Raw genomic sequence first — 13,251 nt, 5'->3', positions numbered from 1 at the left:
CGCCGCCCCTTTGCCGATGGCTCAGCTGCCGCAGTACGGGCTGCGGATCACCGACACCGAGCGCACCAGCGACTGACTGTTCGGCACCAGGATCACCTGATTGCGGTTCGAACAGGACAGGCTGATCTTGCTGGTCGGCAGCTCCGTGCACTCCGAGAAATAGGCGTCGTCGTGGTTGGTGCCGGCTTCATCGGTGTACGAGCCGCGGCGGCGCGCGCAATTGAAATTCATGCGGTGCAGCGTTTCCTCGGCGGCTTCGAGCGGCGTGCCGTCCGGAATCGCCTTGTGCACGCGCTCGACCAGATCGCTGTCGGGTTGGGGCACGAACCAGCTGCAGGCAGCGAGCAGGGCGGTGGCGGACAACAGCAGGGGGAGAGAGGTTTTCACAGTTTGTGCGTGGCCAGTTCGTAACCGCGGTCGCGGTAAAATTTGTAGCGTTCTCGGGACATTGCGCGTGCCTGCGGGTCGGCGGCGACGATTTCCAGCACGCGTTCGAAGCGGCTGAAGAAATCCGGAACCTCGAGGCCGAGGTTGAGCATGATGCCGTGATGCGAGTCTGGCGGCTCGACGGCGCCGATCAGCACCGACGGCAGCGGCTCGTCGAGCGGCTCGCCGTCGTAGCGCTCGTGCGGAATGAAGCCGCCCTGGCGCAGCGACCACAGCGCATCGTCGAGATCGCCGGCGATGGCTTCGTCCGGCACATTGACGTAGATGCGGTGCCCGCCGGCCGTGGCCTTTTCGCAAAGGCGGCAGGCGGTGGCCACCGGCGCGCCGGCGGCGCCGCCGTCCGGCAGGATGTAGAAGTCGATACGCGTCATGCGCTCATTTTATAAAGGACGCAAGCAAAAAGGCCGGAGCAAAGCCCCGGCCTTTGTTGCGATCCGTATCAATCGTGCTTTTTCGCGGCGGTGTTGAGTAGGTACTGGACCAGCATCGGCACCGGGCGACCCGACGACTTCTTGCCGACCCAGGCGGTGCCGGCGATGTCGAGATGCGCCCATTTCATCTTGCGCGTGAAGCGGTGCAGGAAGGTGGCGCCGATGATGGCGCCGGCTTCGCGGCCGCCGCGCGTGGCGATGTTGGCGACGTCGGCGAACTCGCTCTTGATGTTGTCGTCGTACTCCGGCCACAGCGGCAGCTCCCAGGCGCGGTCGCCGGCCTGCTCGCCGGCCGTCAGCAGCGCGCGGCCCAGTGCCGCGTTGTTGCTGAACAGGCCGCTGGCGGGGCTGCCGAGCGCGATGATGCAGGCGCCGGTCAGCGTCGCCATGTCGATGCAGACGCGTGGTTCATAGGTCTGCTCGGTATAGGTCAGCGCGTCGCAGAGGATCAGGCGGCCTTCGGCGTCGGTATTGAGGACTTCGATGGTCAGCCCTGACATGCTGGTGACGATATCGCCCGGCTTGACCGCCTCGCCGTTGATGAGGTTTTCGCTGGCGGCGACGATGCCGACCAGGTTGATCGGCAGCTTCAGCTCGGCCGCGGCGAGCATGGCGCCGAACACTGAGGCGCCGCCACACATGTCAAACTTCATCTCGTCCATCGCCGCTGCCGGCTTGATCGAGATGCCGCCGGCGTCGAAGGTCAGGCCCTTGCCGACCAGTGCCACGGGTTTTTCGCCCTTCGGCCCCTTCATGTACTCCATGATGATCAGCTTCGGCGGCTGGCTGGAGCCCCGTGCCACGGACAGCAGCGAGCCCATGCCGAGCTTCTCCATGTCCGCCTTTTCGAGAATCTTGGTCTTGATCGGGTACTGCGCGGCCAGCTTCTTGGCACGTTCGGCCAGATAGGTCGGCGTACAGATGTTGCCGGGCAGATTGCCCAGGTCCTTGGCCAGCGCCACGCCCTTGGCGGTGGCTAGTGCCTCGGCAAGGCCGCGCTCGCCGGCCGGCAGGTCGGAGCGGCGAGGCACGTCGAAGGTATAGCGCTCCAGCTTCGGTGCGCTGATCTCGCCGCGCGCCTTTTCGCCACGGCACTCGTCGAAACGATAGTAGACGTCCTCGGTGGCCAGTAGCGCCTGCGCGACGTTCCACTGGAAATCGTGGCTCTTGACGCCGATGTGCGTCAGATAGGAGACGGCGTCGATCGCGCCGGTCTGGCGCAGTGCCCGCGCCACGGCCGCCTGAACTTTACGGAACGCGGACTCGTCGAAGTTGCGTTCCTTGCCCAGACCGACGAGCATCACGCGGTCCGCAAAGGTGCCGGCGACGTTGTGCAGGACCAGCGTCGAGCCGAGCTTGCCGTCCATGTCGCCGCGCCGCATGACCGTGCCGATGGCGCCGTCGCTGACGCGATCGATGGTCTCCGCGGCTTCGGTGGGCGAGCGTCGGTCGAAGATGCCGACAATGACGCAGGCAACGCGCTGTTTTTCGGGATTTCCGCTTTTTACGAAATATTCCATGATGCACTCGGTCGAACGAATTTCCGCAGGATACGTCGAAGTCGGACGACTGCGGGTGTCGGATCCCCATGCCAGCCTCGTTTCGGTATCATCGACAAATCTTGAGGAATGTGGGGGAATCCCCATTCTAGCGGCTCGGATACCTATAACAAGCGGCAATATTCCGGCCGACTGCGCAGGGACAGCATGAAAGTACAAATTTTGATCACTGCGCGCGTGCAGCACGTCGTGGCGGTGGAGCTGTCGCCGCGATGAGAGGGGTGCTCGGCCGCTATCTGTTGCGCGAAGCCGGCATGGCCTGGCTCGGCGTGACGCTGGTGCTGCTGGCGATCATGGTGTCGACCCGGTTCGCGCGCTTTCTGGCCGAGGCTGCGGCCGGAGAGCTGCCACAGAACCTGCTGCTGCAGGTGGCGGCGCTGTCGAGCCTGCAATATCTGGTGCTGCTGATTCCGGTGTCGCTGCTGCTGGCGGTGATGATGGCGCTGGGGCGGCTCTATCAGGACAACGAAGTTGCGGCCATGACCGGTTGCGGCGTCAGCCTGTGGACGCTGTATCGGCCATTTTTGTTGCTCGGCGCGGCGCTGGCGGTGCTGACGGCCTTGCTGTCGTTCCAGATCGGGCCTTGGGCCGGGCGCACGGCCGATTATCTGGTCAAGGAAGCGGTGCGCTTCATCAAGTACAACCCCTTCGAGGAAGGCCACTTCAAGTCGATCGACGACGATCGCGCGGTCGTTTTCACCGAGCACATGAATGCCGGCGGCGACCAGCTCGACAACGTCGTCGCGCAGATCCGTGACAACAAGGGCACGAGCTTCGTCACTGCCCGCCACGGCTCGCAGTCGGTCGATGCCAAGACCGGTGAACGGCACATCGTGCTGGATCAAGGCTTCCGCTACGTCGGCCAGCCGGGCTCGTCGCAGTTCGACGTCGTGCAGTTCAACAAGCTGACCGCCAACATCAAGCCGCCGCAGTTCATCTACAGCTCGTCGAAGCGCAAGATCGAGAAGACCAGCCAGCTGATCGGGACCGGCGATCTTCAGGATCGCGCCGAGCTGGAGTGGCGCATCGGCGCGCCGATCGCGGTGTTCGTGTTGTCGCTGCTGGCGGTGCCGCTGTCGTACGTGCGGCCGCGGCAGGGACGTTACGGCAAGCTGGTGATCGGCATCTTCGCGTATCTGGTCTATTCGCAATTGCTGGGCGTTGCGCAGAACTGGGTGGCCAAGGGCAAGCCGATGGGCGTGCTGGGCCTGTGGTGGGTACATGCGTTGATGCTGGCCTGGGCGCTGCTGCTGATCGCGCGCCAGCAGAACTGGCTGCACCTGCCGCGGCTGCGGACCGCGGAGGCGCGCGCCTCATGAAGCGGCTGGCGCGACATCTGGTGGCCCACATCGCGGGCTTTTCGACGATCGTCGGTTTGGCGCTGGTGGCGATCTATACCTTCGTCACCTTCGTTTCCGAGATCGACAAGACCGGCGAGGGCGATTTCGGCGTGCTGCAGCTGCTGTACTACACGCTGATGCTGATGCCGACGGCGCTCTACACGCTGATGCCGGTCATCGCACTGCTCGGCACGCTGATGGGCCTGGGTACGCTGGCCGCGCAAAACGAGATCACGGCGATGCGCGCGTCCGGCATGACAGTCGTACAGCTCGGCGCGGCGACCTTGATCGCCGGCGTATTGCTGGGCGGGCTGGAGGTCGTGCTTGGCGACGTCTTTGCACCGATCGGCACCGAGACCGCGCGCAGCTTTCGCAGCGAGTCGCAGAACGGCACCGACGCCGGCGTTGCCGCGCGGCCGCTGTGGCTGCGTGATGGCAGTGCCGTGGTGCATATCGGCACGCTGAAAGCGGAGGACCGCATCGCCGACGTCGATCTTTACGAACTGGGCGACGATCTATCTCTGCAGAGCGCGCTGCATGCGCAGAACGGCGAGTACGTCGACGGCCACTGGCACCTGACGCAGATCAAGCGGACGCGCTTTCGAGACGGCCGCGCCGAGTCCGATACCTTGCCGGCCATGGACGTCGGCGGACGCCTGACGCCGGATGTGCTGCGCCTGTTCGTGCTCGAGGCCGACAGTCTGACGACGCCGGGCCTGATCCGTTTGATCGCCTATCTCGACCGCAATGGACTCGACGCCAGCAGCTATCGCCTGTCGCTGTGGCGCAAACTGGTTGCGCCGCTGACGGTGATGGCGATGATGCTGTTCGCGGTGCCGTTCATCCTCGGCTCGCAACGTGGTGGCGGTGCCGGACAGCGCCTGCTGGTCGGCATCATCGTCGGCCTGGTGTTCTACGTGATCAACGAGGTGACGGCGAGCATGGGGCAGATCTATGGCTGGCCGCCGTTCCTGGCCGCGGGCCTGCCGACGGCCGCACTGGCCGGCTTGGCGCTCATGAGGCTGCGACGCGCCAGTTGATGCGGCGGGCAGGGGGCTGACCGGCACCGGTCGCTACCGACTGTTACAAAGGTCGGTGCATCCGCATAAAACTTTGTTGCGTATTCACAATCTAAGTGGCACTCGCAAGACTTCCAGGAAAGATCATGTCCAGCATTCGTCAGTCCCTGTTCCCGGTCGCGGCGGTGGCGATCGCCGCGATCCTCGCTGGATGTGCGACGGCGACGCCCTACCAGCCAGCCAGCGGTGGGTCCGGCTACGGCTATGCGGAACAGCGCATCGAGAACAATCGCTACCGCATCACCTTCACCGGCAATGCCGACACGCCCAAGCAGACGGTCGAGAACTATCTGCTGTTTCGCGCCGCCGAGCTGACGCTGAAGTCCGGTTACGACTACTTCGTGATGGCGTCGGACAACACCGATGCGAGCACGCGCTATCTGCACACCTTTGACGGCTACTGGGGCTGGGGCAGCTATTACTGGGGCCCGCACCCGGGTCTGGGCCTGGGCATGTCGACTTCGACGCCGGTGACCGAGTACCAGGCGCAGGCCAGCGTGCTGATGTTCGCCGGGCAGAAGAAGGCCGATGACGCCAAGGCCTTCGACGCGCGCGAGGTTCGCAAGAACCTCGAGAACGTCATCGTCCGCCCGGTACCGAAGGGCTAATCGACGGTTCGATGGCCGGCTGCACCGGCCGGCGCTGCGATGAGCACCGGTCGGCTGCCGCTGAGCCAGTCATGCGGTAGCCGGCGCCGGGCGTCCAGGCGTGCCGCCAACAGTACGCCGATGATCACGACCACGGCCACGCCGGTCGCCAGATCGGCGTGCGGTTCGCTGCGCAGTACCGGGAGCCGCGCCAGCATCGGCGTCAGCGCCAGCGTCCAGATCAGCAGCATCACCGCGTAGCGGATCGCGGCGCGTAGCCAATCGAGGGGGCGGCGTTCGTCGTCGGCTTGAAGGCGCAGCCGCCAGGCGCGCATGCCCAAGGTCTGTCCGCCGCGGCGCCAGAACCAGCCGAAGAACAACATGCCCAGGCTGAACAGCACGACACGCAGCAGCAGCGGATGCGGCGGCAGGCCGGCTGCGGCGCGCACCGCGGTGTCGGCCATGACCGCTACCATCCACAGCGCGAGCAGCAGCAGGCCGTCGTAGACCGCGGCGGCCAGTCGGCGCCATAGAGGGGCGGGAAGGTAAGCGTCGCTGCTCGTCATCGTCGGACCGGTGCGGGGCGCCCAGCATAGCGACGACTTCCCAAAAGAAAAGGCCCGCAACGGCGGGCCTTGGTCTGCGTCGATGCGTGGGCGGTCAGGCCGCGGGTTGCTGGCGCAGCAGCAGCGTGCTGGCACTGGTCTGCGGAGCGTCGGCAGTGCGCGCCGCTGCCATCAGCAACTCGCGTGAGGTCTGGCCGTGGTCGGGGAAGGTGCCGATGCCGATATGCGCATGCGGTTCGATGCGAATCTCGCCAAGGTCCAGCGGCAGCGTGCAGGCCGCCAGCAACTGGTCGCGCAGCAGCTGCGGCGTGCCTTCGCCCGGCTCTCGTGCCCGCAGCAGCGCGAATTCGGTGCGCCCATAGCGCGCCAGGAAATCCTGTGGCCGAGCCAGCGGCCGCAGACGATCGGCGATCGCCTTCATCGCGCGGGCGTCGGCGCCTTCGGGGAAGCGCAGCGCGCCGTAGAACAGGTCGAACTTGGTGCCGTTGCGCGTGCAGCGCTGGATGAAATTGATCGCTTCCTGCTGGAACGACGGGCGGTTGCGCAGCATCGTTTCCGGGTCATGCAGGGCGAGGATGCGCGCGCGCTGCTCCTGCTCGCGACGCAGCCGCGCTTCACGTGCCTGAGTCTGCTTGTGTGCATCGTAGGCGGCCAGCGCCATGATCAGCAGGCTCAGGAGCACGGTGAATGCGGCGACCGGGCCGGCCGTCCACGAGCCGGTCAGGCCGGCTCGGGCGCTGCAAATCGCGCCAACCGGAAAGCTGGCGGCGGCCATGCCGGTGTAGTGCATGCCGGATACGGCCAGACCCATGACTGCCGCAGCGCCGGCGCGTGCCTGCAACTGTCGCGATGCCTTGATGCGGCGCAGATGAAAGGCGATCCAGAGGGCGACGCCGGAGGCCAGCACCGCGATCAGTGCCGACAGTGCGACCAGTATCGGGTTCCAGACGATGCCGGGTTCCATCTTCATCGCCGCCATGCCGCTGTAATGCATGACGCAGATGCCGGTGCCCATCATCAGGGCGCCGATGATGATGGCCTTGGGACCCATGCGCTCGCGACTGGCGACATACAGCGCCAGAGCGGCGACGCCGATGGCGGCGACCAGCGAGAACGTCGTGACGCCGAGGTCGTAGCGCATGGCAATCGGCAACGAAAATGCCTGCATGCCGATGAAGTGCATCGACCAGATGCCGCAGCCCATGGCGATTGCGCCGAGCGCGATCCACAGCGACTGGCGCTCCGGATTCCGGAAAATCCGGTTGGACAGGTCGACGGCCGAGTAAGACGCGAGAACTGCAATCAGGTACGAAAGAACGACCAAGCCAATGTTGTACTGGCCGGTCAAAAAGGCACTATTCACGTAATCCCCCTGTGCATGGTGCGACCCTCCGGGTCCCGCTCAGAATGCAGGAAATGGTGGGGCAGGAGGGCGCCGCTGTTCCGGCTGAGACCGCCGGTCGTCGGCCCCGACAGGGGTCGGGACAACCCCGATCTGCTGCGCCGGTTGCTACACTGCGGCTCGTCGGCCCCCGGGCCGGCGTGAAATCACCCACGGCGACCCGCGCGGTCGCTCACAAACGGTTTAATTCTCCATGTGGTTCAAGAATCTGCAGACCTACCGTCTGGCAGGCGAGTGGACGCTCGCGCCGGGCGCGCTCGAGGCCGAGCTTGCCAAGCACACCTTGCAGCCCTGCATGGGCCTCAATCCCGAAAGCCGCGGTTGGGTGGCGCCGGGTGCCGGACCGCAGCTCGTGTATTCGCAGGGACGGCAGATGCTGGTGGCGCTGGGCGTCGAGCAGAAGCTGTTGCCGTCATCGGTGGTCAAGCAGACCGTCGACGAGCGCGCCGGCGAGCTCGAGCAGCGGCAAGGTTTCAAGCCCGGGCGCAAGCAGCTGCGCGATCTCAAGGATCAGGTCATCGCCGAGTTGATGCCGCGTGCGTTCGCGCGGCGGCGCAGTACGCGCGCCTGGATCGATCCGAGCAGCGGCTGGGTGGTGGTCGACTCGTCATCGCCGTCGCGTGCCGAGGAATTGCTGGAAGCGCTGCGCGACGCCGTTGACGGCCTGAGTCTGGAACTGCCGGAACTGGCGCAGGCGCCGGGCGCGGCGATGACCGCCTGGCTGGCGGGCGGCGACGCGCCGGGGACGTTCGCGCTCGATCAGGAATGCGAGCTGCGCGGCAATGACCAGACCAAGCCAACCGTCCGCTATCTGCGCCATTCGCTGGCCACCGAAGAAGTTCGCAAGCACATCAGCGAAGGCAAGCTGGCGACGCGCGTTGGCCTGCGCTGGAACGACCGCGTCAGCTTCGTGCTGACCGACAAGTTCGAGGTCAAGAAGCTCAAGTTCGAAGATATCGAGCAGGCACGCGAAGACGTCGCGGCGCAAAGCCCGGAAGAACAGTTCGACGCCGAGTTCGCGCTGATGTCGGGCGAGCTGGTGGCACTGCTCGGCGACCTCGAGCAGGCCCTCGGGGGTCAGCAGGGCCAGCAGGCTGCCGCCTAGGTCGAAGCGCCGCGGCGGTCAGCGCGTACCGACCCAGTCGCTGAGGCGACGGCGGTCGGTGGCGCTCAGGGCCATGAACGCGGCGCGCGATGCGGCGGCGTCCCCGCCGTGCCAGAGCACGGCCTCGGCGACGCTACGGGCGCGGCCGTCATGCAGCAGGCCGAGCTGCCGGTTGGCCGCGTGCAAGGCGTAACCCAGTCCCCATAGTGGCGCAGTGCGCCAAGCGCGCGGCGCCGGTCGGCCATCGACGCGCCGGTCCGCGAGCGCCGGCCCCATGTCGTGCACCAGCAGGTCGGTGTACGGGTGGATCTGGGTCAGTCCGTCGATGCCCCGCACCGGCAGGCTCGGCGGATGACATGCGGCGCAGCCGCTGCGTTCGAACAGGGCCGCGCCACGCGGATCGCCGTCCGTCTTGTTGTCCGCGCTGCTGTTTGGAACCGCCAAAGTCTGCTCGAACATCAGCACGCTGGTGATGAAGTCGTCCGGGACTTCCGGGCTACCGCCGGACGGTGCGGTGCGGCAGTCGGTCTGTGCTGCCGTGCAATCGTCGTGAGGCTGCGCGCTGGACGTCAGGCCCATCTCGCGCGCGAACGCACGTGTCGTCTGATCGGCGACCGACACCGCATCGGCCTGCCAGCCGAAGCGGCCGGGAACGCGCCGGCCATCATGAGTGCGCCAGGCGATGTGACCGGAGACCGTGCCGCGCTCTTGTTGCTCCAGCGCCTGCAGCGTCTCGATCGGCACGGCTTCGAGCAGCCCGTCGCCGAAGATCGCCGGCGCCAGTCGTGGTGCGATCACAGTGTCGTCGGCGAGCGGGCCGTAACGGGTGCCGGTTACCGTGTACTGCGGCTCGCGCAATTGCCAGCCCGTGCCGTCCGCATAGCGGCCGTTGCGCAGGCGGTAGTGCAGGGTGACGGACGCCTCCGGGCGCCAGGCATCGATCGCCTGGGTGCCCAGGATGTGCCCATAGCGCACATCGCCGGTGTCGTCACTGCCGGCGCGGCGCAGCTGCACCAGCAGCCCCGCGGGTTGCCGGCCGTCGTCCGCCGGGCCGGGGGCACGCGCGCCGTCGTTATGGCAGGCATCGCAGCTGGCGGCGGCGTACAGCGGACCGACGCCATCGCGCCTCGCGGCGCGTGGGATGCCGGCGGCAACCCAGGTGGTATCGAAAATCGTCAGGCCGAAATCGCGCGACTGTTGTTCGTCCGGCGTCAGCGGCCGGTAGCTTGGCGGGTCGCGGCGGTCCTTGAAGGCGACCTGCGCCGTGGCGTCGCCGGCCGCCCAGACGCTACCTGCCAGACCGGCAGCGACCAGCGCCGCGGCAATGCCGCGGCGCCTCATGGTTGGGTGGGATCGGGAGTGATCGTGATGCGCAAGGTCGAGGTGGTGCCGGCGCTGAGTTGCAGAGTCAGATCGTCTCCGGCCGGCAGGGCGTAAATCACGATCTTGCGTGGCGCATTGCAGCTGGGGTCGCCGCCGAAATCGATGGACGACACGGCTTTCCCGCCGTCGACGACGTCGATCCAGAATGGGCTGTCGATCGCGATACGATAGCGCCCGGCGGTCGGCACCTTGAAGTGCACCAGGCCGCCGTAGGCGCCATCGGTCAGCATGCGCTTGCTAGGCGCGTGGGGGAACTGCACCTGCTCCTGCGGTGCCAGCTGCAGCGCGTACAGCGTGCCGGGCCTGAGCTCGGGCGCATCGGCGGCGCGCGTGGCGGCCTTCAACACGTGCGGCGCGCCGGCGAACAGCGTGAGTTCGTGCTCGACGTTCCATTTGAAATTGCCACAAGCGGCTGCGGCGTGTGCGCCGATCGTTGCCAGGCCCAGTATCAAGGCGGCAATGCGGGCCAGGATCAGCGGCGTGAGGGGGCGGCGGCGGGATCGATTCGTCATATAAGTGAATATACAACGAGACCCCTGACGTTTCGTTACGAAAAGCCTGCTTAGAATGCGGGCCGCACGACGGCTTGGGGGCTCTGTTCGGTGCCCGGCTGCTGGCCGTCGTCGGCTGAATCTCGACTTTTGCCAGGATCACTGACCTTGAAATCGTTCATCCATCGCTATGCGACGCCGCTGACGACCGGCTTGTTTGCCGTCTCCACCATTTCCGGCGTCGCACTGTTCTTCCATTGGCAGGGCGGCTGGTTCCACTCGATGCACGAATGGCTGAGCATGGTGCTGCTGCTGCCGTTCGCATTCCACGTCTGGAAGAACTGGAATTCACTGGTCGGCTACCTGCGCCGTCGCACGCTGCTGATTCCGTTGCTGCTGTCGGTGGTGGTGGCGGTGCCGTTCGCGATGTCGTCCGGAAATGGTGGCGGCAAGCGTGGCGGCAATCCCGCTTTTCGGGCCGCAGGCCTGCTGACGCAGGCGCCGCTGTCGGCGCTGGCGCCGGTGCTGAAGACGACGCCGGACGCGCTGCTGGCGACCTTGCGCGATCGCGGCTACAGCGTCGATTCGGCCGACATGACGCTGGCGTCGGTGGCCTCGACCGCCGGCAAGGAGCCGATGGCGGTGCTCGGCGAGGTGATGCCCAAGGGCGGCGACCGCCCGCCGCGTTGAGCCCGATACAGCGCAAAAACAACAAAAAAGGCACCCGGCGCGACGCCGGGTGCCTTGCTTGTTTGGCGCTCCTACCCGGATTCGAACCGGGGTTTAAGCCTTGAGAGGGCTCCGTCCTAGGCCTCTAGACGATAGGAGCTTTATCACTCGTGCTTTTGGTGGCACAAGAGGCCGCGTATTATACGCGGCCCATGAATTGGCTCAAGACTCTGTTTCCGCGCAACAGAAAAATACCCGTCATTAAACGGGTGCCGCGCGCCGAGCATCCGATCTCGCGCTCGCAGTTTCCGAGCGGCACGCTGAAGGTGCTCTACGGCCTGAAGGATGCGGGCTTCGAGGCCTATGTCGTTGGCGGGGGCGTACGCGACCTGCTGGCCGGCATGGAGCCCAAGGATTTCGACATCGCGACGAACGCGCGACCCGAGGAGGTCCGGCGGATTTTCCGCTCGTGCCGGCTGGTCGGGCGCCGCTTCCTGATCGCACACGTGCGCTTCGGCGACGAGATCAGCGAGGTCACGACCTTCCGCGGGCCGATTACCGACAGTCACGAACGTGACGAGACCGGCCGCATTTTGTCCGACAATGAGTACGGTACGGTCGAGACCGACGCGTTTCGTCGCGACTTCACGGTCAACGCGATGTATTACGACATCCGCGACTTCTCGATCGTCGATTTTGCCGGCGGGCTGGAGGACATCAAGGCCGGCGTGATCCGCCTGATCGGTGATCCGGAGCTGCGCTATCGCGAAGACCCGGTGCGCATGCTGCGCGCAGTGCGCATCGCCAACAAACTGCGTTTCCGCATCGAGAAGGGTACCGCCGCGCCGTTGCGCAAGCTGGCGCCGCTGTTGCGCGAGATTCCGCCGGCGCGCCTGTTCGACGAGGTGGTCAAGCTGCTGCAATGCCGCGACGCGGTGGCCAACCTGCACGGCCTGCGTGAATACGGCCTCTTGGCGCAGCTGTTGCCGCATACCGACGCGGCCTTCGACAACCCGCAGATGCATGCCTTCGTCGAGCGGGCTTTGGGCAACACCGCCGAGCGCATTGCCGCCGAGCAGACGGTCAGCCCGGCCTTTTTGTACGCCGCGTTGCTGTGGCCCGCGGTCGCGCGTCGGATCGTCAAGTTGTGCGATGGAGACGATGCGCAGATCAACGTCGCCATCGCCCAGGCGTCCGACGAGGTGCTGGCGCAGGCGCTGAAGTACATCATGATTCCCAAGCGCTTCTCGGTGCCGATGCGCGAGATCTGGGCGCTGCAGCCGCGCTTCGAGATGCGCCGCGGTGGCCGCGCGCAGCGCCTGCTGACGCACCCGCGTTTCCGCGCCGCCTATGACTTCCTGCTGCTGCGCGCGCACAGTGGCGAGGTGGCGCAGGAACTGGCCGATTGGTGGACCGAAGCCCAGCAGGGCGAGGGGCTGCCGCCGCTGAAGCCGACGCGGCCCGACGAGGCCGAGCCCGGCGCGCCGCGCAAGCGCCGCCGCCGCCGAGGCGGTCGTGGTCGGCGTCGTCCTGGCGGAGATCAGCCGTCGCCGCCGGGCGCGTGACGCGCCGCGCCTACATCGGCCTCGGCGGCAATCTCGAAGATCCTGCCGCTCGGCTGCGCTGGGCGCTGGAACGCCTGGCCGGGCTGGGCCGCATCGTCATGGTGTCGCCGTTCTACCGCAGCGTGCCGATGGGGCCGGGTGATCAGCCCGATTTCTGCAACGCGGTCTGCTGCCTCGACACGGAGCTGGCGCCGGCCGAGCTGATGCCGGCGCTGCTCGGGATCGAGCGCGATGCCGGCCGCGTCCGCGACCGCAAATGGGGGCCGCGCACCCTCGACCTGGATCTGCTGCACGTCGAGGGCGAGCGCTCCGACGATGAGCGGCTGCGCCTGCCGCACCCCGGCATCGCCGAGCGCAATTTCGTGCTGGTGCCGTTGGCCGACATCGCCCCGGACCTGGTCGTGCCAGGAATTGGCGCGGTTGCCGAGCGTGCCCGCGCGATCGGCCGCGACGGACTCTGGGCTTGGTCGGCCCGTGGTTGACCGTCACGCCGGAACGGCTACACTGCGCCGCACCTGAGCAGGCCGTTCGCCTGCCCGTGGGTGTCTGCCTTAGTGGGCCACCCGTTCGATCTGCCGTTGTAAACGTCGCGCGTATGTCTTGGTGGGCCGCCGGCGTTTCCCTATC

General features: G+C 66.6%; 14 protein-coding genes and 1 tRNA gene. 7 read left to right on the top strand and 8 right to left on the bottom strand.

Annotated elements, in window-relative coordinates:
- Positions 1–21: 21 nt before the first annotated feature.
- The 3 genes from G7Y82_RS13320 to G7Y82_RS13310 form a co-directional block, all read right to left on the bottom strand.
- Positions 22–387, bottom strand: a complete 366-nt coding sequence (locus G7Y82_RS13320; RefSeq protein ID WP_168148619.1) for a hypothetical protein — start codon at positions 385–387, stop codon at positions 22–24.
- A complete protein-coding gene (locus G7Y82_RS13315; protein ID WP_168148618.1) occupies positions 384–818 on the bottom strand; it encodes a DNA polymerase III subunit chi in 435 nt (144 codons plus the stop codon). The genes G7Y82_RS13320 and G7Y82_RS13315 overlap by 4 nt, the downstream gene beginning before the upstream one ends.
- A gap of 68 nt (positions 819–886) precedes the next feature.
- Positions 887–2,398, bottom strand: coding sequence for a leucyl aminopeptidase (locus G7Y82_RS13310; protein WP_168148617.1), 1,512 nt, complete (start codon positions 2,396–2,398; stop codon positions 887–889).
- A 251-nt stretch (positions 2,399–2,649) separates the two neighbouring features.
- Between G7Y82_RS13310 and lptF the strand changes: the two genes are divergently transcribed.
- The 3 genes from lptF to G7Y82_RS13295 all read left to right on the top strand — a co-directional run bounded on the left by lptF (position 2,650) and on the right by G7Y82_RS13295 (position 5,464).
- Positions 2,650–3,756, top strand: coding sequence for an LPS export ABC transporter permease LptF (gene lptF, locus G7Y82_RS13305; RefSeq protein ID WP_168148616.1), 1,107 nt, complete (start codon positions 2,650–2,652; stop codon positions 3,754–3,756).
- Positions 3,753–4,817 (top strand): LPS export ABC transporter permease LptG, encoded by a 1,065-nt coding sequence (gene lptG, locus G7Y82_RS13300; protein ID WP_168148615.1) that lies wholly within the window; start codon positions 3,753–3,755, stop codon positions 4,815–4,817. Before lptF ends, lptG begins: the two co-directional genes overlap by 4 nt.
- A 125-nt stretch (positions 4,818–4,942) precedes the next feature.
- Positions 4,943–5,464 carry a CC0125/CC1285 family lipoprotein gene (locus G7Y82_RS13295; protein WP_206370684.1) on the top strand — a complete coding sequence of 174 codons (522 nt, stop codon included), beginning with the start codon at positions 4,943–4,945 and terminating at the stop codon, positions 5,462–5,464.
- Here G7Y82_RS13295 and G7Y82_RS13290 read toward each other — a convergent pair.
- On the bottom strand, positions 5,461–6,009 hold the full coding sequence (locus tag G7Y82_RS13290; protein ID WP_168148614.1) for an RDD family protein: 549 nt from the start codon (positions 6,007–6,009) through the stop codon (positions 5,461–5,463). The genes G7Y82_RS13295 and G7Y82_RS13290 overlap by 4 nt on opposite strands.
- A 94-nt stretch (positions 6,010–6,103) precedes the next feature.
- On the bottom strand, positions 6,104–7,372 hold the full coding sequence (locus G7Y82_RS13285; RefSeq protein WP_168148613.1) for an MHYT domain-containing protein: 1,269 nt from the start codon (positions 7,370–7,372) through the stop codon (positions 6,104–6,106).
- Positions 7,373–7,604: 232 nt separating this feature from the next.
- On the opposite strand from G7Y82_RS13285, the gene G7Y82_RS13280 reads away from it, so the two are divergent.
- On the top strand, positions 7,605–8,516 hold the full coding sequence (locus G7Y82_RS13280; protein WP_168148612.1) for a recombination-associated protein RdgC: 912 nt from the start codon (positions 7,605–7,607) through the stop codon (positions 8,514–8,516).
- A gap of 18 nt (positions 8,517–8,534) precedes the next feature.
- Here the strand turns inward: G7Y82_RS13280 and G7Y82_RS13275 are convergent, their stop codons facing one another.
- Positions 8,535–9,857 (bottom strand): di-heme oxidoredictase family protein, encoded by a 1,323-nt coding sequence (locus tag G7Y82_RS13275; RefSeq protein ID WP_168148611.1) that lies wholly within the window; start codon positions 9,855–9,857, stop codon positions 8,535–8,537.
- A complete protein-coding gene (locus G7Y82_RS13270; protein WP_366515663.1) occupies positions 9,854–10,246 on the bottom strand; it encodes a hypothetical protein in 393 nt (130 codons plus the stop codon). The genes G7Y82_RS13275 and G7Y82_RS13270 overlap by 4 nt, the downstream gene beginning before the upstream one ends.
- A 312-nt stretch (positions 10,247–10,558) precedes the next feature.
- Between G7Y82_RS13270 and G7Y82_RS13265 the strand changes: the two genes are divergently transcribed.
- Positions 10,559–11,080 (top strand): DUF4405 domain-containing protein, encoded by a 522-nt coding sequence (locus G7Y82_RS13265; protein ID WP_168148610.1) that lies wholly within the window; start codon positions 10,559–10,561, stop codon positions 11,078–11,080.
- A 63-nt stretch (positions 11,081–11,143) separates the two neighbouring features.
- On the opposite strand, the gene G7Y82_RS13260 is transcribed toward G7Y82_RS13265, so the two are convergent.
- Positions 11,144–11,219 (bottom strand) — tRNA-Glu (locus G7Y82_RS13260).
- A gap of 52 nt (positions 11,220–11,271) precedes the next feature.
- On the opposite strand from G7Y82_RS13260, the gene pcnB reads away from it, so the two are divergent.
- Positions 11,272–12,624, top strand: coding sequence for a polynucleotide adenylyltransferase PcnB (pcnB, locus tag G7Y82_RS13255; protein ID WP_168148609.1), 1,353 nt, complete (start codon positions 11,272–11,274; stop codon positions 12,622–12,624).
- A complete protein-coding gene (gene folK, locus G7Y82_RS13250; protein WP_168148608.1) occupies positions 12,621–13,106 on the top strand; it encodes a 2-amino-4-hydroxy-6-hydroxymethyldihydropteridine diphosphokinase in 486 nt (161 codons plus the stop codon). The genes pcnB and folK overlap by 4 nt, the downstream gene beginning before the upstream one ends.
- Positions 13,107–13,251: the final 145 nt, after the last annotated feature.

The sequence above is a fragment of the Solimonas marina genome, assembly GCF_012241385.1.
Classification (GTDB): Bacteria; Pseudomonadota; Gammaproteobacteria; order Nevskiales; family Nevskiaceae; genus Solimonas; species Solimonas marina.
The sequence above is the reverse complement of the archived record's forward strand: the minus strand, read 5'-3'. Positions and strand labels throughout refer to the sequence as shown.